The organism is Yokenella regensburgei, from assembly GCF_051486985.1.
In the GTDB taxonomy this organism is placed as follows: Bacteria; Pseudomonadota; Gammaproteobacteria; order Enterobacterales; family Enterobacteriaceae; genus CBFFRJ01.
This window is the reverse complement of sequence record NZ_JAHVDV010000018.1, coordinates 70,394-91,295: the sequence shown is the minus strand read 5'-3', so window position 1 is coordinate 91,295 and position 20,902 is coordinate 70,394. Positions and strand designations below refer to the sequence as shown.

Genomic DNA, 20,902 nt, shown 5'->3' with positions numbered 1-20,902 from the left:
GATCATTTTCGTGGCGTGGGTAATGCCGCCAGAATGATTTTGTGTAAATTCTTTGTTTTGGGCTACCATTGCGGGCCCGGTGGGGCAATTCGCCCATACCTTACATTATCATAATGACAAATTAACATAGTCTGAACATACGGCGCCTTATGATTGTTTTCTCCTCGTTACAAATTCGTCGCGGTGTACGTGTCCTGCTGGATAACGCCACAGCCACCATTAACCCAGGGCAAAAAGTCGGCCTGGTCGGCAAAAACGGCTGCGGCAAATCCACGCTGCTGGCGCTTTTGAAGAACGAGCTGAGCGCCGACGGCGGCAGTTTCACTTTCCCTAATAACTGGCAACTGGCCTGGGTGAATCAGGAAACGCCTGCCCTGCCCCTGCCTGCGCTGGATTACGTCATAGACGGCGACCGTGAGTATCGCCGCCTTGAGGCCGAACTGAACGCCGCCAACGAACGTAACGATGGTCACGCCATTGCCACCGTCCACGGCAAACTCGACGCTATTGATGCCTGGACGATACGCTCCCGCGCCTCCAGCCTGCTGCACGGACTGGGGTTCTCCAATGAACAACTGGAGCGTCCGGTCAGCGACTTTTCCGGTGGCTGGCGCATGCGCCTTAACCTGGCGCAGGCGCTCGTCTGCCGCTCAGACTTACTGCTGCTCGATGAACCCACGAACCACCTCGACCTTGACGCGGTTATCTGGCTGGAAAAATGGCTGAAAAGCTATCAGGGAACGCTGATTCTTATCTCCCATGACCGCGACTTCCTTGACCCGGTAGTGGACAAAATCATTCACATCGAACAGGAAACGATGTTCGAGTACACCGGCAATTACAGCTCCTTTGAGCGTCAACGCTCGACGCGGCTGGCCCAACAGCAGGCAATGTTTGAAAGTCAGCAGGAGCGCGTGGCGCATCTGCAAAGCTTTATTGACCGCTTCAAAGCCAAAGCCAGCAAAGCGAAGCAGGCCCAGAGCCGTATCAAGATGCTGGAACGTATGGAGATGATTGCCCCCGCGCACGTGGATAATCCGTTCCATTTTAGCTTCCGTGCGCCGGAAAGCCTGCCGAACCCACTGCTGAAGATGGAAAAAATCAGCGCGGGCTATGGCGATCGCGTCATTCTGGATTCCATCAAACTCAACCTGGTCCCCGGTTCACGTATCGGCCTGCTGGGACGTAACGGCGCGGGTAAATCGACGCTGATTAAACTGTTGGCGGGTGAACTGGCGCCGTTTAGCGGCGATATCGGGTTAGCCAAAGGGATCAAACTGGGCTATTTCGCCCAGCATCAGCTTGAATTTTTACGTGCCGATGAGTCTCCACTGCAACATTTAGCACGCATGGCCCCGCAGGAGCTCGAGCAGAAGCTGCGCGATTATCTCGGTGGTTTTGGCTTCAGGGGCGATAAAGTCACGGAAGAGACCCGTCGCTTCTCCGGTGGCGAAAAAGCGCGTCTGGTGCTGGCGCTCATCGTCTGGCAGCGTCCGAACCTGCTGCTGCTGGATGAACCTACCAACCACCTCGATCTTGATATGCGTCAGGCATTGACCGAAGCATTGATTGAATTTGAAGGCGCGCTGGTTGTGGTGTCGCACGATCGTCATCTGCTGCGCTCCACCACTGACGATCTCTACCTCGTGCATGACGGCAAAGTTGAAGCCTTTGATGGCGACCTGGAAGACTACCAGCAGTGGCTGAGCGACCTGCAAAAGCACGAAAACCAGCCTACCGATGCCGTAAAAGATAACGCCAACAGCGCCCAGTCACGTAAAGATCAGAAGCGGCGTGAAGCAGAGCTTCGCACCCAAACGCAGCCATTGCGTAAAGAGATAACCCGTCTTGAAAAAGAGATGGAGAAACTTAACGCACAGCTCGCGCAGGCCGAAGAGAAACTGGGCGACAGCGGCCTGTACGATCAAAGCCGCAAAGCTGAACTCACCGAGTGTCTGCAACAGCAGGCGAAAGCCAAAGCCGGTCTGGAAGAGTGCGAAATGGCCTGGCTGGAAGCACAGGAACAGCTTGAGGCGATGCTGCAAGCCGACTAACCTTAAGGCAGGCTGAGATGAACCCCGACATCACCAGTGACATTACCTTTCGCAAGCTCGCGATTTTCATGGCCTTTATGGAGAAAGGTAATATTGCGCGAGCCGCGGAAGCGCTCAACCTGAGCGGCGTAAGCGTACACCGTGCATTGCACACCCTGGAAGAGAATGTCCGCTGTCCATTATTTACCCATAAAGGACGGAATTTGTTGCCTCTGCCTGCCGCCTGGACGCTGCTGGAATATTGCCAGGAAGCCACGCAAATCATGGAGCGGGGCCTGACGGAAGCGCGGAAAATGGCGGGTATCGGGCAGGGGCGATTACGGGTTGGCACCCTCTACTCCCTGACGCTGGAAACCGTCCCGCAGCTCATTATGGGTATGAAGCTGCGCCGTCCGGACCTGGAGATGGATTTGACGATGGGGTCCAACGACACCCTGCTGCACAAGCTTGATGAAGGATCGCTGGACGCGATTTTGATCTCTGTTTCTGAAACCGAGATCGACAGGTCAAATCTTGAAGTGCTGCCGCTGTTCCATGATGAAATTTATTTAGCCGCCCCCGCGTCTGCCTCGCTGGACACCGCAAAGCCCGCCGACCTGCGCGATTATCGCCACGAGAAGTTCGTCTCGCTTGCGGAAGGTTTTGCCACGTACGCCGGTTTTCAGGACGCTTTTCATATTGCCGGTTTTGAACCGGAAATCGTCACCCGGGTTAACGATATCTTCTCGATGCTGAGTCTGGTACAGGCAGGCATTGGTTTTTCACTGATGCCGGGGCGCATGAAGAGAGCCTATGAAAATTCAGTGCAGCTATTAACCCTCGCCACGCCTTACCAGATGCAGCAGCAGATAGCGATTGTCTTCGCCCGCAATCGCGAACATGACCCGAACCTGCTGGCGCTCGCCGCAGAAGGACGCATGTACGCCCGCAGGTTTCATTCAGCGACCTGATGGCGTTACGCGGTAAGCCGCTGCGCCAGGTGCAGCGCCACCTCCACGCCGCTACGCTCCAGCGCAATTGACTCGCCGACCCACTGCGCCTGCCGTGTCAGACAGGTCAGCACGCCACCGGGAGGCATCTCAATGGCGAGTCTGGCCTCACGCTCGTTCGCGGCCACCACCGCCTCCTGCCAGCGAACCGTGCGCGCCATGTTCATCGCCAGATCCTCGGCAATCTTTTCCGGTTGCCACAATACGCGCCCGGTACTGCCGCTGAGATAGGCCCGGGTCGGTCGATTAAGGTTCACGTTTGCAAACGCCGCCGCCAGTTTCTGCGCCGGTTCAGTCAGCAGCTCGCAGTGGGAAGGGACGCTCACGTCGAGACGGCGGACTTTGTTTGCCCCTTTCGCCAGCGCCTTATCACCCACGCGCGCCATATCCTCATCGCGGCCTGCAATCACAATCTGCGTTTCGGCATTGAGATTAGCCACATAAGCCCCGCTTCCTTCCAGCAGCGTTTCCACCTGCGTCAGCGTCAGACCCATGATTGCCGTCAGCCCATAACCGTGGGGGTAGGCCTGCTCCATCAGATCACCACGCAGGGCCACCAGTTTCAGCGCATCGGCGAAATCAAGCGCACCGGCAATCACCGCCGCCGGGTATGCCCCAATCGACAGGCCGCTGACGATATCCGGCGACACGCCGCGACGCATCAGCTCACGCGCCCAGGCCACACCGGCAATGAGCAGAGACAACTGCACGGCGCGGGTGTGGTGCAGGGCCTCTGCTGAATCCAGGGCCTCCGCTTTTACCCCTAACACTTCACATGCCTGCGTCAGTTCCGTACCCGGCAGGTTGTGTAACATTCCGGGGTGCTGGGTGCCCTGTCCCGGAAAGGTAAACAGAATTTTCATTGATGCCTCCCTTATGTTTCCTGGCACCAGGGGTCGCTCACCAGCCGTGGCCCCTGGGCTGTTTTCAGCAAGGTTTTCCCGTCGCGCAGCCACTCTGCCAGCGCAAAACCACCCTCAGGGGTATCCACCTGGGTATCTACACGGCACAGGACGCGGTTGAGCTGCGACTGCCAGAACAGCACATCGGTAACCGAGAGCGGAAGCGGCGCACGGATAATCAAATCCAGATCGCTGTCGGCATGAATCACCGGAATACCGGTTGCCAGCGCATAGCCCGTGCTGCCGGTAATGCCCCATGACCACGGCCAGGCCTGACGGGAAAGCTGTACTGCCACCTGAACCGGCGGCTGGGTGATAAAGGGTGAGCGCAGCAGGTCATCTTCAACCGCCAGTTGCTCAGGGGAGACCACACGTGCGACATTTCCAGGGTGAACCCACCCCGCCGCACGCTGGTCGCGTTTCAGGCCGCGCACCCCCACGGGGATGCGCCCGTTAGCATCAACATCACGCCGCACCACCACCGGTAGCCCGATATGCCATGCCTTTGCCACCCAGGGGTCGCTAATGTCTTCCAGTGCATCGGGGGTGGTCAGCCAGAGCAGATCGTGTGGGCGTGGTGTTGAGGTCATGATTACATTCCTGAAGTCAGCGAGATAAACAGCGGCAGCGACAGAATACACAGTACCGAACTTAACAGCAGCACCGCTTCCGCATCCGGCGACTGCACGCCAAAACGGTTACCAAACACCACGCCAAAGAAACCCGCAGACAGCGCAATCATCAGAATAGCGGTGATCGCAACGCTACCGTGCAGACCGAAGACCAGCACAATGCCCCAGGCAATCAGCGGCTGAATCAGTAGTTTAGCGATGGTGGAGGTCATCACCATAGTGTTGATTTGCAGCTTACGGGCCGACAGAATCACCCCGGTCAGGAACAGCGCCGCTGCGGTAGCGGACAGCCCCAGTGGTTTAATGGCTGCCAGCAGCAGTTCCGGCATGTTGATGCCAATCGCTGAGAGAATGACACCCAGCAGCGGCCCCATCACAATCGGTTTTTTCAGCGAACGCCACATCAGTACCGGCAGCATTGCCAGAGTGGAGCCGGTGTCTGCCCCTTCGGCGCGGGCTTTTTCACGTTCAAGGATCAACAGGCAGAACGGGGTCATCAGCACGGAACCACAGGCGATGGAGACCGCCACGGAGAGCGACGTTGAAGCCCCTTCACCCAGTACGCTGCCCAGAATCGGCAAGCCGAGAGCAGCATAGTTAGGCAGCGCCACGGTCAGTGTCAGCACGGCAGCATCCTGCGGCGACTTCCTGAAGACTTTTGTCGCAAGAAAGTAGATGGCGGCATAGGTCACCCACATCGCCAGCGTCAGTACCAGAATCAGCGGTGACTGGGCAACAATGCCCGCCCAGGGAGTTTGCACAGTGGCGCTGAACAGCGTCGCCGGTAAAGCGAAATCCATAACAAAAATGTTCAGCAGTGAGACATTTTTGTTATCAACCATTTTGGCTTTGCCTGCCCAGAAGCCCAGCAGCATGATGATGAAGATCGGTGCGAGGGCATGAACGATTACATAAGTCATAAAATCACCTGTAATAAGAAGTTTAAGCACTGTCGCGATGATTATTATTTTTCAGATGCAGTCACCCGCGCGGGCGCAGCAGGTGCGCCCACGGGGTGTTACATCTGGCAGGTCTCTTTTTTCTTACCAGCTTGCTTTCATGCGTTCGCGCACAAGAGCAGAACTGCGGCGGTTGTCAGCACCCAGACGGTTTTTGAGTGAGGTATCCTGACGAGCGTCATTGATGGCCTGGTGCAGCGTGGTGTTCACCAGCGTCAGATCGTTAGCGGATGGCGCATCCGGGTTGCTGATATCCAGCAGGTTTTCCAGCAGCCCCAGGGTGGCATAGTTACTGATGTCATATGCCATCGGCGGAATGGTCGCCGCCAGTTTTTCCAGCGCCTCTACGGTACGCAGGGTGATACGCGCCGCAGATTCTTTACCCATCGCGTGGATCAGCACCCCGTTGTCGTTGAAGGCGATCAGGCGGTTAGCCTGGTAGCCGTGCGCCAGAAACGCGCCGGACATCGCCTTGCCGACAATCAGGCCAATCACCGGATGACCGGCCAGGCGCGCATTAGCGTAAGCCGCAGCGGCACCAGCCAGCGCCTGGTGGATACCAAACGCCTCTTCACGACGACCATAGGCCTGACTGGGGACATCAATCACCGCCACAATCGGACGCTTAACGGCGTTATCGGCATCGGCGGCAACGGTTTCGCTGACCACTTTTGCCAGCGTCCAGCCTTCAAGCAGGCCAACTTCGCCTTTTGCTGCGCGCGGATAGTGGTTGTTGGCATCCGGGACCACAGCGATGAAATGCACCGCTTCACCGTTGATCTCACCCTCTGCCGCCTGCACGGACGGGCACAGCCCTTCCAGACGTTTGACGTTCGGGGCGAGGATTTCCAGCCAGCGTTCGCCACGGCTCATTGCATTACTCATCATTTCACCTCCCGGGCAAAAAGCGCGTTAATCTGTTCGGCATCCGCCTGTTTGCGGGTGTCGAAATGCGTCAGACGGTTCAGGTAATCGTCGTAGTTATCAGTACGGTGTTTCGCCGGCACGCCTTTCGCTATTGCGTCGTTCATTGCCGCTTTCACTGCGTTCACGCCGTCGCCGACTAACGCATCCACCAGCCCGCTTTGATAGCGCACTTCGCCGCCGGTCATGCTCCAGATAAACGGACGGTCGCGGGAGTCGTACTCTTCAATCCCCGCCTCCTGCTCGATAACCTGCGGACCGTTCAGGCCAAGACGCGCTTCGCGGGTCACAATCAGATAACTGCACAGCGCTGCGGCGATGGACATCCCGCCGAAGCAGCCCACGGTCCCGGCCACAATGCCAATCACCGGGGTGTAGCGACGCAGATCGACAATCGCCGCGTGGATATCGGCAATCGCCGCCAGGCCAAGGTTGGCTTCCTGCAAGCGCACGCCACCGGTTTCGAGGCACAGCACCGCCTGAGTCGGGATGCCGTTACGGTTATCTTCTGCCGCCAGCTCCAGCGCCGCCGCCATTTTGGCCCCGGAGACTTCACCCATACTGCCGCCCTGGAACGCGCCTTCGATGGCAACCACCACGGCAGGCTGACCGTTAATGGTCCCTTTCGCCACTACCATGCCGTCATCGGCCTGCGGCACGATACCCTGCGGCCCCAGCCACGGAGAAATAATGCCTTCAAACGGATCCAGCAGTTCACGGTAGCTGCCGTCATCCAGCAGCGCCTGCGCACGCTGGCGTGCTTTTAGTTCGATAAAGCTGCTGTCATCACGCATGGCTCACCCCCTCAAAAACCTGTTCGATACGAATGCGCGCCACGCCCGGCGTCGCGCCGAAGTCGTGAATGGTCAGTTTGCCTGCGGGCAGGCTGCTGACGGTTTGCAGGCGGGTAAACAGGGCTTCCCAGCGACCGCGGCTGTTGTCAACGGAAGTGGTGATATCAATGGTTAAGGTCTGGCCCGGTTCGGCGGCGAAAAGCACCTCCATATCCCCGGAACCGACAACCCCTGCCAGCGCCTTACCGCTTAACGCGCGGCTGGCGGGCATGGTTAATGTGATTTTTTCCATAACATCCTCTTAATGCTTTGAATAAGGCGTTGCGACGCGGTCGAGAAACAGCGTGGCGGCCAGCAGGTCGGCGGCACCGCCCGGTGAAGCGTTGAGTGCCAGCATCTGACGGTCCAACATCGCCAGCGCCTGCTCACCTTCTGGCGTTGCACTGCCTCCCGCGTTTAAGACTGCGCGAGCACCGTGCTGCATGGCCTCGAGTCCCTCCATTCCGGCGCGCGACAGCACGCAGGTATCGGTGAGCGACGTCATGATGGCCATCAGCGCATCAAGTCTCGCCTGCGCTTCGCTGCTGCCGCTAAGGCGGCTCAGGCGAAGCTGCGGCAGCGCACAGTGCAAAATATGCGGGAAAGCCTGCTGCGCCTCTTCACGCGCGCCGGGTACACGATAGCGATGCGTGGCGCGCAGCCCTTTGCTGAACACTTTCGGTGCGGCGTCATCCGGCAGTGTTGCCAGCCGGGCGGCGGTGTCTGCGATGGTTTGCGCAGAGGCGCCGCCGCCCTGCATCGCCACCGCGCTCACCAGCAATCCCAGCGCCCAAATCGCACCCCGGTGGGTATTGACGCCGCCGGTTGCCGCCATCATCTGCTGTTCGCCTTCACGACCGAGTCGCCCGATGGTTTGTCTGAGCGCGATATCAGCCGGACGCTGCCAGCTTTGCAGCGCCAGCGCCTGAAACGTGGGGGTCAGGCTATGAGCAGACCGCTCCATTAAAGCGAGCGTTAAGTCGTGATGTGCGCCGCTCCCCCGGCTGTCCACCAGACCGGGTTTCGGGCTCAGTCGCGCTTCGTCAATCAGACACTGCGTGGCGGTTCGCGCCAGCCATTCGGCACCGCCTTCAACCTGGATCCGGGGCAGAAGTTTCATTACCAGCTCCGGAATTTCGCAGGTGGGTTGTAGAGACCGTCAGACCACTCCACCAGGTCTGCCACGCTGCTTGCCGCCAGCAGAGAGCGGGTCGCATCGGTACGGCGAATACCTATATCTTCCGGGTAGACCACTTTTCCGCTACGCCGAAGTTCTGCGACACGTTTAGCGTCAACGCCCAGACCGATATCGGTTATCCCCGCCACGGCGGCAACCATTGCCCGCCGCTCTTCCAGATCGTTGGCGCGATAGAGGTAAGCAATCCCCTCTTCGGTCAGTACATGGGTCACGTCATCGCCGTAAATCATGACCGGTGCCAGCGGCATCCCTGAGGATTTTGCGACTTCAACAGCATCGAGGGTTTCAACAAAGCTGGGTTTTGCACCCGCCTGGAAGGTTTCGACCATCTGCACCACCAGTTTTTTACCGCGCTGCATCGGGTCTGGTTCGGTGATCATATTGAGCCAGGCCGGGGTAGCATGGCGGCGACCGTGTGGGTCATGGCCCATGTTGGGCGCACCGCCGAAGCCGGACAGGCGGCCACGGGTTACCGTAGAGGAGTTGGCCAGGCCATCAATTTGCAGCGTGGAGCCGATGAACATATCTACCGCGTACTGCCCTGCCAGCTGGCAGAAGGCACGGTTAGAACGCATGGAGCCGTCAGCGCCGGTAAAGAAAATATCCGGACGGGCGCGAATGTACTCTTCCATCCCCAGTTCACCGCCGAAGCAGTGCACGCTTTCGACCCAACCGCTTTCAATTGCCGGGATCAGCGTCGGGTGCGGGTTCAGCGTCCAGTGTTTACAGATTTTGCCTTTCAGGCCGAGCTGTTCACCGTAAGTCGGTAGCAGCAGTTCGATAGCGGCGGTGTTAAAGCCGATGCCGTGGTTTAACGACTGTACCTGGTGTTCAGCGTAAATCCCTTTGATGGCCATCATCGCCATCAGGATATGTTCCTGTTTGATCAGGCGCGGGTCGCGGGTAAACAGCGGTTCGATAAAGAACGGCTTGTCTGCCACCACCACGTAGTCTATCCACGAGCCGGGGATGTCCACACGCGGTAAATCACACTCGTCGTCCACCAGTTCGTTGACCTGAGCTATCACGATGCCGTCGCGAAACGCCGCAGCTTCCACCAGCGCCGGCGTATCTTCCGTACTCGGACCGGTATAGAGATTGCCCTTGCGGTCAGCTTTATAACCGGCAATCAGTGCCACGTTTGGCGAGAGGTCAACGTAGAGCCGGGAGTAAAGTTCGATGTAGGTATGAATGGCACCAATTTCCAGTAAGCCATCTTCCAGCAACTGCGAAATGCGCAGGCTTTGGGTGCCGGAGAACGAAAAATCCAGCTTGCGGGCGATGCCTTTTTCGAAGATGTCGAGATGCTCACTGCGCCCGACGCTTGGCATGATCATGTGCAGATCATGCACCCGTTGCGGATCCACCTGCGCCAGCGCACGAGAGAGGAAATCAGCCTGCTTTTGGTTGTTCCCTTCGAGAACCACGCGGTCACCGGGTGCGATGAGTTTTTCCAGCATGGCGACCAGGTCGTCGGTCGGCAGCACTTTGCCCTGCACCGGTACAGAGGCCAGACGGCGCTGCTTCTCGCTGCGTCTTGTGTTCCATACCCGTGGTGGCGTTTGCCCAGATAACATTATTAACCTCCTGATTCAGCTAATCATTTTGATTTGCTTAACGCTGAACAAAGTGTGCACGCTGATGAGAAAGTCATCAATTAAGCGTAGAGAAGAATCGTTAGCCTGAGGGTAATAATCAAAGCGACAATCTGTGATGAAGATCATTTTAAAGGGGGATGGGATGTAGCACGAAGGGGGCACAGTGCGCCCCCTGCATGGAGTAGAGCGGAAGATTAGCGTTGCGCGGCCAGTCGCTGGCGAATCTCTTCAAAATGGTCAGCGTTGAGCAGTTTTCCGTCGAGGAAGCGGGTTTTCAGTTCCCCTGTTTTTTCCTGCTCCTGGGTTTGTTCATCATGTAACACCAGTTCACCCCGGGCGTCCCTCTCCACCCGCAGCAGGCCGCGCGCTGAACGTTTAAGGCCATTATCAGTTTTCGGCTCTTTGAAGATCATGCGGCCTTCACCGTTAACCGCGCCCCAGGTTGCTTTCATGGCAAAACCGAAGGTGTCACGGGTATTGTACTGGTAGGTAAATGAACCTACCCCGAAGACCACGTTTGAGCTGGCGAAACCTTTTGCCTCCAGGCGACGCAGGATTTCATCGGCGCGCGCCAGGGTAATGGAATCACCATAAATCAGGCCAACATGTGGGTCGAGTACCTTGTAGCCCTTTTCATTCACGGTGCCGCCGAAGATCTCCCATAACACTTCCACTGAACCTTTCTCCTCCGGGGTGCGCGTGTCGCGGGTATCATCGTCCGCGCCGGTACCGCAGAGGATCTCAACCGGGTCACCGCTGTCCGGGCGGAACACCACGCGCCCTTCGCGACCGAGGATTATCTGTTTCAGCTCACGGGTATATTCCGTTATCACCCGCCAGTAATCCCAGGTATCTGAGACGATAGAGACAAAACCCTGCGGGTAGAGCTCGGCAATCAGGCGACGGAAGGTGTCGATTTCATGCTCTTTTTCGCCCATACACATCACGCTGTGTTCGGTCGCCGGGATGCTGGCACCGATAAAATAGTCTTCACCACCGGTGTAATAATCGCGGGCATAGAGCAGTGAGGGAATGCTGTCGGTACCTTTAAAGCTCAGTAAGTGCCCGGCCCCGGCCTGCATCGTATCCTGCAGCCCTGCCATGCCACGGAAGGAAAAATCATGGCACTGAAAATCCAGGTGCGACATATCGCTACAGGTTTTTGTCGCCCACTGTTCGCAGACCTTGCGATAGTGGTGTGCGATGGTGGCGTTGGTGGACGCCTTCCACAATTCAGCAGAGAGCACGGTTTCGAGGTAGTTCACCAGCCAGAAAAATTCATCACGGGTATTGGTGATGGTCAGCACCGGGACTTTCATCGGCACCGTGCTGCCTTCATCAAGTGATTTAATGTGCAGCGGCAGATAGCCCAGACGGTGCAGCGCGCGGATGTGATCCACCGGCACGGCATCCTTACCGAGGTAGCTGTCCATCACGGTTTTATATTCATTGGCTACTTCATCTTCCGGACGGGCAAAAAAAGCGTCGTTGAACAGATCGACCATAAACCACTTTAAAAATCCCTGCAGACCAAAGAACACCAGTTTGCCATCGGCGACGGGTGAGGAGAAAAAGCGGTCACTGCGCGGTGTAAAGTTGGAATAGACCTGCGTGGTGCCCTCAGGATACTGCGCACGATGGGAAACTTTGTAACCGTCGATGGCCAGAACTGGATTCATTTTCATGGTGTTATCTCCCTTATGCGTTAAAAATGGTATCGATATCGATAAGCTCAACACGCGGTTCACGCAGCGTGGCTGAAGCAAAAGAGGTGGTGGTATAAATAGCGTCAATGCCATTATTGAGCAGGTTTTCCACCCCTTTGGAAAACACACCATGAGTCACGTACAGGCTCACGCTGCGCGCACCGGCATCACGTAACACCTGGGCGGAGCCGATAAAGGTGCCGCCGGCATCGCACAGGTCATCGACAATCAGCAGATCTTTTCCAGCCACCTCACCAGAGACCAGCGCAAAGCCTGTCAGGTTACCGCTGGCGACATCCCGCTCTTTGGTCAGAATGGCATAGCCCTGCGCCCCGCTGGCTTTCGCCACGTTATGAATTTTCTTTAATGCCCCCGCATCGGGAGCCACCAGCATCAAGTTTCCCGTACCAATGGCTTCGCGCAGGGTATCGCTTTGCATCAGGCAGGTTTCCTGGGCAATCACTACGCTGTTATTGATGGCTGCGGCCGCGGCATCGCTGTGTGGATCCAGCAGAAAGACTTTACTGAAGTGCAGCGTATTCAACTGGCTGGCAAAGACTTTTAACGCAAAGCTGTCACCGTAAACCATGTGTCTGTCCTGACGAGCCCAGGGCAGCCAGGCCAGTTCAAGATGGCTGACCGTAACATCCGTGACATGGCGGACGGCATCAACCAGTTGCGCGAGCAGCATAAAATCGTTCATATCGCGCATGGCCGCTATGCGAACCCGCATCACTTGTGCAAAGCGAGGTAAGGTATCGACCACTTTCAGCCATACTGCCCCGTCAGGAAAAACACCGCGCTCAATTTCAATGTGCTGATTATCAAGGGTTAGTTCAATTTTGCTGGTCATGTGTTACCTCGCCGTTAATTAATGTCCTTAAGACACTTATAATATTGTCCATAAGACACTTACTGGCAAGATCTTTTTCATTAATCCTGCGAAAATGCTTTCAACGAACTGATTATTAAAGAAATAAAAGTTATCTTGCCGCCCTCTGGTGGACTGATAAACTTGTGGCGTGTTTATTACGGCGAGTAAGCGATGATCAGCGAAGCAGAATATCTGGACTCTTATGACGCCACCCGGTTTCCTTCGCCGCTGGTAACGGTGGATAGCGTACTGTTTACGCTGCATGAGAAAGCGCTTTGCGTTTTACTGGTAAAGCGAGCGAGTCACCCTCAGCAAGGACGATGGGGTCTGCCGGGGGGATTTATCGATATGGAACAGGATGAATCAACCCGCGCAACGGCACTGCGCAAGCTGACGGAGAAGACCGGCGTTTCTCCCTCCTGGCTGGAGCAGCTCGATACCTTTTCCGGGGCCGCGCGTGACCCTCGCGGCTGGAGCCTGACTATCGCCTGGTATGCTCTCATTTCGTGGGTGGCCTGCGCACCGCATATTGCGAGCGTCAGTGATGCCAGATGGGTTCCGGTCTCCGCGCTTGACGAAAACGACCTCGCTTTCGATCACCGGGAGATTATTCAGACAGCCCTGCAACGGTTACGGCAGAAAACCATGTACTCTTTACTGCCTGTTTATTGTCTGCCTGATACCTTTACCCAGACACAATTGCACGAGGCGACGGAGATTATCCTCGGCCAGCCTATCCAGCGAAAAAGCCTGATTCGTCGCTTTGAGGCGTCAGGTATGTTTGAAGAGACAGGCGAGAGCGTGGCGACAGGGGCGCGAAAAGCGCGCCTGTGGCGACGCAAGCCGGGCGTTGACATCCATCTCTTTTCCCGAAATTTACTGGCGGAATAGCCTGTTATCCTCACGCGGCCCTGAACTGAACAAACCAAACCGCCGCGTGTCGATATAGCCTCTCCCCCTCATTGATTGATAGTTAAGTACAATGGCTGACATTACACCTTCACGACTTTCGGAACATGAAGACAACCGGCGCGACTTCCGCCCGATGCGCGGTGGCCGTAATCCGCACTTCCAGACCATGCTGCCGCGTGTGATTCGCCGCAAGCTGGGTTTTACGCCTGTCTGGCAGCGCCTCGAACTCCCGGATGGCGATTTTGTGGATCTCGCGTGGAGCGAAGACCCTCATCAGGCAAAACATAAACCCCGTCTGGTCGTCTTTCACGGTCTGGAAGGCAGTCTGCACAGCCCGTATGCGCACGGCATGATTGAAGCGGCCAAAGCGCGGGGGTGGCTGGGAGTGGTCATGCATTTTCGCGGCTGCAGCGGTGAGCCTAATCGTCTGAACCGCATTTACCATTCCGGTGAAACCGAAGACGGCACCTGGTTCCTGCACTGGCTGAAACGCGAGTTCGGTGAGGCCCGTACCGCTGCCGTCGGTTATTCACTGGGCGGCAACATGCTTGCCTGCTTGCTGGCAAAAGAGGGAAACCGCGCACCGCTGGATGCCGCCGTTATTGTTTCCGCTCCTCTGGTGCTGGAAGCGTGCAGCGCGCATATTGAGAAGGGTTTCTCCCGGGTTTATCAGCACTATTTGCTCAATTTACTGAAAGCCAACGCGTCGAGAAAACTGCGGGCCTACCCGGGCACGCTGCCGATTGATCTGTTGCAGTTAAAACGGGTCCGTCGGCTGCGCGAATTTGATGATTTAATTACTGCCCGTATTCATGGCTTTGCCGATGCCATCGACTACTATCGTCAGTGCAGTGCCATGCCGTTATTAAATAAAATTGCTCGTCCTGCGCTTATTATTCACGCAAAAGACGACCCCTTTATGGATCACCACGTCATACCGGATCCGGCGACGCTGCCACCCTGCGTAGAGTATCAACTGACCGAACATGGTGGTCACGTCGGTTTTGTGGGCGGCACCTTGCTGCGACCAGAGATGTGGCTTGAAAAACGCATCCCTGACTGGCTTAACACCTGGCTGGAGTCTTAAGATGATTATTCCCTGGCAGGATCTGGCACCTGAAACGCTGGATAATCTTATTGAAAGCTTTGTCTTGCGCGAAGGCACTGATTATGGTGAACATGAGCGCGCGTTCGCACAAAAAGTGGCCGACGTGAAACGTCAATTAGTCAGTGGCGAAGCCGTGCTGGTGTGGTCGGAATTACATGAAAGCGTCAATATCATGCCCCGCACCCAGTTTCGTGATTAAAAGCTCACTGCGATAGTCATCGCTAATTTCTGGAGTCGCTATGTCTGCAAAACATCCCGTAATCGCTGTAACAGGCTCCAGCGGTGCAGGAACCACCACCACCAGCCTCGCGTTTCGTAAAATTTTCGCTCAGCTGGAGTTGCACGCGGCAGAAGTTGAAGGCGATAGCTTTCATCGTTACACGCGCCCAGAGATGGACATGGCTATCCGCAAAGCACGCGATCTGGGCCGTCATATCAGCTATTTTGGCCCGGAGGCCAACGACTTTAGTCTGCTTGAGCAGACGTTTGTCGATTACGGTCATACGGGCACCGGTCAGGCGAGAAAATATCTTCATACCTATGATGAAGCGGTTCCCTGGAACCAGGTTCCCGGTACTTTCACACCCTGGCAGCCGCTGCCTGAACCCACTGATGTCCTGTTTTATGAAGGTTTGCACGGCGGCGTAGTCACCCCGCAGCATGATGTGGCGCGTCACGTTGATCTGCTGGTGGGCGTGGTTCCCATTGTTAACCTTGAGTGGATGCAAAAGCTGGTGCGCGATACGGGTGAACGGGGCCATTCACGTGAAGCCGTGATGGATTCGGTGGTGCGCTCGATGGAGGATTACATCAACTTCATTACGCCGCAGTTTTCCCGTACCCATATTAACTTCCAGCGCGTTCCTACCGTTGACACCTCAAACCCGTTCGCCGCAAAAGTTATCCCCTCTCTCGACGAAAGCTTTGTGGTTATTCACTTTCGTAATCTGGAAGGCATTGATTACCCCTGGCTACTGGCCATGCTACAGGGTTCATTTATTTCACATATGAATACGCTGGTAGTGCCGGGCGGCAAGATGGGACTGGCGATGGAGCTTATTATGACGCCGCTGGTAGAGCGATTAATGGAAGGTAAGAAGATCGAGTGAGTTCAGTTCCCTATCCCCTTGAGCTGAAAAATCCCCGGTAATAGTACATCTTGCAGCGATAACATTGCGTGATGAGAATAATACAGCCACCGCGATAACAGGGTCCGGCTGAAAATCACCGACGTGTATCCGTAAGGCCGGGGGGCAGGGCTGTGGCGATGAGCCAACCCTGGCTCGGTCACGGGTTCTGGATCTCTGGAGAAACCAGGAACCTGAGGTGAGCGGAATGACTACCAGAGCCGCATGTTTCCCCTCCCCAAAGAGGAGAGGGGACTGTCCGTGCTCGCATTATTTTGTGGGAAATCCCTCAGCCCGGCGGGGGCAGGAAAGAATATCCACCACCAATCAGGCTTCAATCACTTCATACGAATGGGTGATATTCACCGCTTTTTCCAGCATCAGCGCCACTGAACAGTACTTCTCTGCAGAGAGATCTACCGCACGTGATACTGCCGCATCCTTCAACGCTTTTCCTGTCACAATGAAGTGCAGATTGATGTGGGTGAATAAACGCGGCGCCTCTTCCCGACGTTCGGAGGTCAGCTTGACTTCGCAGTCTGTCACATCGTGACGGCCTTTTTGCAGAATAGAGACCACATCAATCGCGCTGCATCCGCCCGCGGCCATCAGCACCATTTCCATAGGGCTTGGCGCTTTATCGCCCGCATTACCATCCATCAGGATCTGGTGCCCGGAAGCAGACTCCCCCAGGAACGTTAACCCTTCAACCCATTTCACACGCGCATGCATTTTTCTTCACTCCGCAGTAGCAACTTTCTCTACAGATTACGCGTACATAAGAAAACTCGCAACGGAAGGCGACCTGCATCAAGCTGAAGCGAGACACCAGGAGACAGGCGGCAAAACCTATGCTAAAACAGTCTGGATGCTACAGTGATATATTGATGTACTGCATGTACGCAGAGGACATCACATCTTAGAGGCCGCAGACACGTCTGACGGTGCACTTCCCAGGTATCGGGAAGACAGATTGCAACCCCAGTCACAGGGCGCAGATCCTGAGGCTGGAGCCAGCTTATAACAGAGGATAACCGCGCATGGTGCTTGGCAAACCGCAAACAGACCCGACTCTCGAATGGTTCTTGTCTCATTGCCATATTCATAAGTACCCGTCGAAGAGCACGCTGATTCACCAGGGTGAAAAAGCGGAGACGTTGTACTACATCGTCAAAGGCTCAGTGGCTGTGCTCATCAAGGATGAAGAAGGAAAAGAGATGATCCTCTCTTACCTGAACCAGGGCGATTTTATTGGTGAACTGGGTCTGTTCGAAGAAGGTCAGGAGCGCAGTGCCTGGGTACGCGCCAAGACCGCTTGTGAAGTGGCTGAAATTTCCTACAAAAAATTCCGTCAGTTGATCCAGGTAAACCCGGATATTCTGATGCGTCTCTCTTCGCAGATGGCGCGTCGCCTGCAGGTCACGTCGGAAAAAGTGGGCAACCTCGCCTTCCTCGACGTAACAGGCCGTATTGCTCAGACGTTACTGAATCTGGCGAAACAACCCGACGCCATGACCCACCCGGACGGTATGCAAATTAAAATAACCCGTCAGGAGATTGGTCAGATCGTGGGCTGCTCGCGTGAAACCGTTGGTCGCATCCTGAAGATGCTGGAAGATCAGAATCTGATCTCCGCGCATGGTAAAACTATCGTCGTGTACGGAACACGTTAATCCCCGAACGGCGCGCTGCTCAAGGCAGTGCGCCGTTTTTGTTTTCCGATGTGGCGCAGGCTGATTTACCACCCCGAAATCAACTACGCACTGCGACAAACGCTGGTGTTATGTCTGCCTGTGACCGTTGGCCTGATTGCCGGTCGACTGGATTTAGGGCTGCTCTTCTCGTTAGTACCTGCCTGTTGCAATATTGCCGGTCTCGACACGCTGCATAAGCGCTTCTTCAAGCGGGTGATCATTGGCGGTTCGCTTTTCGCCGGTAGCAGTCTCGCGGTGCAATTCCTCCTTTTCGAAAACGTCCCGCTACCGCTCATTCTGACCCTGCTGGCGCTGGTGCTGGGGGTGACGGCTGAGATAAGCGCCCTGCATGGCAGGTTGCTCCCCGCCTCACTGATTGCCGCCATCTTCACCCTGAGCCTTGCGGGAAATATGCCGGTCTGGGAGCCACTGCTCATCTACAGCCTTGGCACGTTGTGGTATGGCGCGTTTAACGCCTTCTGGTTCTGGCTGTGGCGGGAGCAGCCACTGCGCGAGTCGCTGAGTTTGTTGTATCGACAACTGGCCGATTATTGCGAGGCTAAATACAGCCTGCTGACTCAGCATGCGGACCCGGAAAAGGCCCTGCCGCCGCTGCTCGCCCGCCAGCAAAAAGCGGTAGATATGATAAGCCAGTGCTACCAGCAACTGCATATGCTGGCGGCAAATCATAACAGTGATTACAAGCGCCTGCGCCGCGTGTTTCAGGTGGCGCTGGATCTGCAGGAGCACATAGCCGTTAGCCTGCACCAGCCAAAGGAAGTCCAGGAGCTGGTAGAGCGTAGCCATGCAGAAGAGGTGATTCGCTGGAATGCGCAAACCGTGGCGGCACGGCTACGGGTCATTGCAGACGACATCCTCTATCATCGTTATCCCCAACGCTTCAATATGGACAAGCAGACAGGCGCACTGGAAAAAATTGCCCGTCAGCATCCGGACAACCCGGTAGGTCAGTTCTGCGCCTGGCACTTCAGTCAGATTGCCCGTGTCCTGCGCACCCAGCGTCCACTCTATATTCGTGATTTGATGGAGGAAAAGCAGCGACGCCTGCCACTCATTCCGGCGCTGAAAAGTTATCTCTCCTTCAAATCTGCTGCATTGCGTAATGCTGCACGCCTCAGCGTTATGCTGAGCGTGGCCAGTCTGATGGGCAGTGCGCTGAATCTGCCTAAACCCTACTGGATAATGATGACGGTGATGTTTGTCACCCAGAATGGCTATGGCGCAACACGGGTGCGCATCCTGCACCGGGCGGCGGGGACCATGGCGGGGCTTATTATCGCCGGTGCCACGCTGCACTACCACGTGCCGGAAGGCTACACGCTCACCACCATGCTTATCGTCACGCTGGTTAGTTATCTTATCATTCGCAAAAGCTACGGCTGGGCGATGGTAGGCTTTACCCTGACGGCGGTGTACACGCTTCAGCTACTGACCCTTAACGGCGAACAATTTATCGTTGCCCGGCTTATTGATACGCTGATTGGCTGTCTCATTGCCTTCGGCGGCGTCGTCTGGCTCTGGCCGCAGTGGCAAAGTGGACTGCTGCGTCGTAACGCCCATGACGCGCTGGAAACCTATCAGGACGCCATCCAGCTTATTCTCAGCAATGACCCCAAGGCTTCGCCGCTGGCATACCAGCGTATGCGCGTTAATCAGGCACATAACGCGTTATTCAACTCGCTTAATCAGGCGATGCAGGAGCCCGGCTTCGATACGCGCTACCTCTCCGACATGAAACTGTGGGTTACCCACAGCCAGTTTATCGTTGAGCATATTAATGCCATGACGACGCTGGCGCGCGAACACACCATGCTTACGCCGGACCTGGCCCAACGTTATTTGCAGTCATGTGAAATTGCCTTACAACGCTGCCAGCAACGGCTGGAGTATGACGGGCCGGGAGAATCAGGGGATGTGAACATTCTGGAGGCACCGGAGACCATGACCCAGGGTCCGATGAGCACGCTGGAGCAGCATCTCCAGCGTATTCTGGGACACCTGAGTACCATGCACACCATCTCTTCGGTAGCCTGGCGTCAGCGCCCCCATCACGGTATCTGGCTGGTTCGCCGGTTACGACGTTAACCGTTAACCACTTTCGCGACCGCCCGGGCAAAACGGCTCATGCCCTCTTCGATATCACTCTCTTCAACGATAAGCGCAGGCGCAAAACGCATCACGTCAGGGCCAGCGTTCAGTACCATGACGCCCGCATCCGCTGCGGCCAGCAGGAAATCACGCGCACGGCCTTTAAACTGTGGTTTAAGCCCGGCACCAATCAGCAGGCCCATGCCGCGAATATCACTGAACACATCGTATTGAGCATTGATGTTTTCCAGATGCTTCACAAACAGCGCGCGTTTCTCCATTACCCCGTTTAACACGTCTGGCGTATTGATAATATCGAACGCGGTACCGGCCACCGCACAGGCCAGCGGGTTGCCGCCGTAGGTGGAACCGTGAGAGCCAGGATGGAACGCGCTGGCTATCTCCTGCGTGGTCAGCATGGCGCTGACAGGGAACCCGCCGCCGAGCGCCTTCGCGCTGGTGAGGATGTCCGGTGTTACGCCATAGTGCATATAGGCAAAGAGCTCGCCGCAGCGTCCCATCCCGCACTGCACTTCATCAAACACCAGCAGCGCCTTGTGCTCATCGCACAGGTCACGCAGCCCCTGCAGGAACTCAGGCGTAGCCGCGGTCACGCCCCCTTCACCCTGAATCGGCTCTACCACCACCGCACAGGTATGGTCATCCATCACTGCTTTGACAGCATGCAGATCGTTAAACGGCACATGAATAATATCGGCTGGTTTTGGGCCAAAGCCGTCGGAGTATTTTGGCTGCCCCCCTACGGTGACGGTGAACAGTGAGCGGCCATGAAACGCGTTGTGAAAAGCGATGATTTTGGTTTTGTGCGGACTATGGCGGGTAGAGGCATAAAAACGGGCCAGCTTGAAGGCGGTTTCGTTGGCTTCGGTGCCGGAGTTCATAAACACCACGCGCTCAGCAAAGGTCGCATCAATTATTTTACGCGCCAGCCGCAGCGCCGGTTCGTTGGTGAACACATTGCTGATATGCCAGAGGGTTTCACCCTGAGTTTTTAACGTCTCCACCAGTGCCGGATGGCAATGCCCCAGCGCCGTCACGGCGATACCGCCTGCAAAATCCACGTACTCTTTACCCTGCTGATCCCAGACGCGGCTGCCCTTTCCCTTGACCGGGATAAACTCGGCTGGCGCGAAGATAGGTAAAATTACGTCGTCGAAGGTTGCGCGCGTGATTGCGTCGTGCTGAGTTGCCATGTGACCCCACCCTTGTTAAATAAGAAGCAGAAGTGAAAATATAATCACGAAATATGCATAAAAAATCAC

General features: G+C 56.1%; 20 protein-coding genes. 8 read left to right on the top strand and 12 right to left on the bottom strand.

Features of this window, described 5'->3' with window-relative positions; genetic code table 11:
• Window positions 1-149 precede the first annotated feature (149 nt).
• Together KXR87_RS13935 and KXR87_RS13930 are read left to right on the top strand one after the other, a co-directional pair.
• Window positions 150-2,054, top strand: a complete 1,905-nt coding sequence (locus KXR87_RS13935; protein WP_437432836.1) for an ABC transporter ATP-binding protein — start codon at window positions 150-152, stop codon at window positions 2,052-2,054.
• Between the two features lie 17 nt (window positions 2,055-2,071).
• Complete coding sequence (locus KXR87_RS13930) at window positions 2,072-3,004, top strand: LysR family transcriptional regulator (protein ID WP_437432835.1); 933 nt, start codon at window positions 2,072-2,074, stop codon at window positions 3,002-3,004.
• 5 nt (window positions 3,005-3,009) lie between these two features.
• Here the strand turns inward: KXR87_RS13930 and mdcH are convergent, their stop codons facing one another.
• From mdcH to prs, 10 genes are all read right to left on the bottom strand, one after another.
• On the bottom strand, window positions 3,010-3,906 hold the full coding sequence (gene mdcH, locus KXR87_RS13925; protein ID WP_437432834.1) for a malonate decarboxylase subunit epsilon: 897 nt from the start codon (window positions 3,904-3,906) through the stop codon (window positions 3,010-3,012).
• Between the two features lie 11 nt (window positions 3,907-3,917).
• Window positions 3,918-4,535 (bottom strand): malonate decarboxylase holo-ACP synthase, encoded by a 618-nt coding sequence (locus KXR87_RS13920; protein WP_437432833.1) that lies wholly within the window; start codon window positions 4,533-4,535, stop codon window positions 3,918-3,920.
• A 2-nt stretch (window positions 4,536-4,537) separates the two neighbouring features.
• Entirely contained in the window at window positions 4,538-5,497 is a 960-nt protein-coding gene (locus KXR87_RS13915) for an AEC family transporter (RefSeq protein WP_437432832.1), read from the bottom strand.
• A 123-nt stretch (window positions 5,498-5,620) separates the two neighbouring features.
• Window positions 5,621-6,421 carry a biotin-independent malonate decarboxylase subunit gamma gene (gene mdcE / locus KXR87_RS13910; protein WP_437432850.1) on the bottom strand — a complete coding sequence of 267 codons (801 nt, stop codon included), beginning with the start codon at window positions 6,419-6,421 and terminating at the stop codon, window positions 5,621-5,623.
• Entirely contained in the window at window positions 6,421-7,254 is an 834-nt protein-coding gene (locus tag KXR87_RS13905) for a biotin-independent malonate decarboxylase subunit beta (RefSeq protein ID WP_395304826.1), read from the bottom strand. The genes mdcE and KXR87_RS13905 overlap by 1 nt, the downstream gene beginning before the upstream one ends.
• Entirely contained in the window at window positions 7,247-7,546 is a 300-nt protein-coding gene (gene mdcC, locus KXR87_RS13900; protein ID WP_006177845.1) for a malonate decarboxylase acyl carrier protein, read from the bottom strand. Before mdcC ends, KXR87_RS13905 begins: the two co-directional genes overlap by 8 nt.
• A gap of 9 nt (window positions 7,547-7,555) precedes the next feature.
• Window positions 7,556-8,413 (bottom strand): triphosphoribosyl-dephospho-CoA synthase, encoded by an 858-nt coding sequence (locus tag KXR87_RS13895; RefSeq protein ID WP_437432831.1) that lies wholly within the window; start codon window positions 8,411-8,413, stop codon window positions 7,556-7,558.
• A complete protein-coding gene (gene mdcA / locus KXR87_RS13890) occupies window positions 8,413-10,068 on the bottom strand; it encodes a malonate decarboxylase subunit alpha (protein WP_437432830.1) in 1,656 nt (551 codons plus the stop codon). The genes KXR87_RS13895 and mdcA overlap by 1 nt, the downstream gene beginning before the upstream one ends.
• Before the next feature lie 215 nt (window positions 10,069-10,283).
• Window positions 10,284-11,774 carry a nicotinate phosphoribosyltransferase gene (locus KXR87_RS13885; RefSeq protein ID WP_437432829.1) on the bottom strand — a complete coding sequence of 497 codons (1,491 nt, stop codon included), beginning with the start codon at window positions 11,772-11,774 and terminating at the stop codon, window positions 10,284-10,286.
• Window positions 11,775-11,787: 13 nt separating this feature from the next.
• Complete coding sequence (gene prs / locus KXR87_RS13880) at window positions 11,788-12,648, bottom strand: ribose-phosphate diphosphokinase (RefSeq protein WP_437432828.1); 861 nt, start codon at window positions 12,646-12,648, stop codon at window positions 11,788-11,790.
• 192 nt (window positions 12,649-12,840) lie between these two features.
• On the opposite strand from prs, the gene KXR87_RS13875 reads away from it, so the two are divergent.
• The 4 genes from KXR87_RS13875 to KXR87_RS13860 all read left to right on the top strand — a co-directional run bounded on the left by KXR87_RS13875 (window position 12,841) and on the right by KXR87_RS13860 (window position 15,798).
• Entirely contained in the window at window positions 12,841-13,560 is a 720-nt protein-coding gene (locus KXR87_RS13875; protein WP_437432827.1) for an NUDIX hydrolase, read from the top strand.
• A 91-nt stretch (window positions 13,561-13,651) separates the two neighbouring features.
• Window positions 13,652-14,668, top strand: coding sequence for a hydrolase (locus KXR87_RS13870; protein ID WP_437432826.1), 1,017 nt, complete (start codon window positions 13,652-13,654; stop codon window positions 14,666-14,668).
• Window position 14,669: 1 nt separating this feature from the next.
• Entirely contained in the window at window positions 14,670-14,888 is a 219-nt protein-coding gene (locus tag KXR87_RS13865; RefSeq protein ID WP_437432825.1) for a YheU family protein, read from the top strand.
• 40 nt (window positions 14,889-14,928) lie between these two features.
• A complete protein-coding gene (locus KXR87_RS13860; RefSeq protein ID WP_437432824.1) occupies window positions 14,929-15,798 on the top strand; it encodes a phosphoribulokinase in 870 nt (289 codons plus the stop codon).
• Window positions 15,799-16,143: 345 nt separating this feature from the next.
• Here KXR87_RS13860 and KXR87_RS13855 read toward each other — a convergent pair whose 3' ends face one another.
• Entirely contained in the window at window positions 16,144-16,548 is a 405-nt protein-coding gene (locus KXR87_RS13855) for an OsmC family protein (RefSeq protein ID WP_437432823.1), read from the bottom strand.
• A 308-nt stretch (window positions 16,549-16,856) separates the two neighbouring features.
• On the opposite strand from KXR87_RS13855, the gene crp reads away from it, so the two are divergent.
• Both crp and KXR87_RS13845 read left to right on the top strand, forming a co-directional pair.
• On the top strand, window positions 16,857-17,489 hold the full coding sequence (crp, locus tag KXR87_RS13850) for a cAMP-activated global transcriptional regulator CRP (protein WP_000242758.1): 633 nt from the start codon (window positions 16,857-16,859) through the stop codon (window positions 17,487-17,489).
• A 48-nt stretch (window positions 17,490-17,537) separates the two neighbouring features.
• On the top strand, window positions 17,538-19,616 hold the full coding sequence (locus KXR87_RS13845; RefSeq protein WP_437432849.1) for a YccS/YhfK family putative transporter: 2,079 nt from the start codon (window positions 17,538-17,540) through the stop codon (window positions 19,614-19,616).
• On the opposite strand, the gene argD is transcribed toward KXR87_RS13845, so the two are convergent.
• Window positions 19,613-20,833 (bottom strand): bifunctional acetylornithine/succinyldiaminopimelate transaminase, encoded by a 1,221-nt coding sequence (argD, locus tag KXR87_RS13840; RefSeq protein ID WP_437432822.1) that lies wholly within the window; start codon window positions 20,831-20,833, stop codon window positions 19,613-19,615. The genes KXR87_RS13845 and argD overlap by 4 nt on opposite strands.
• Window positions 20,834-20,902 lie beyond the last annotated feature (69 nt).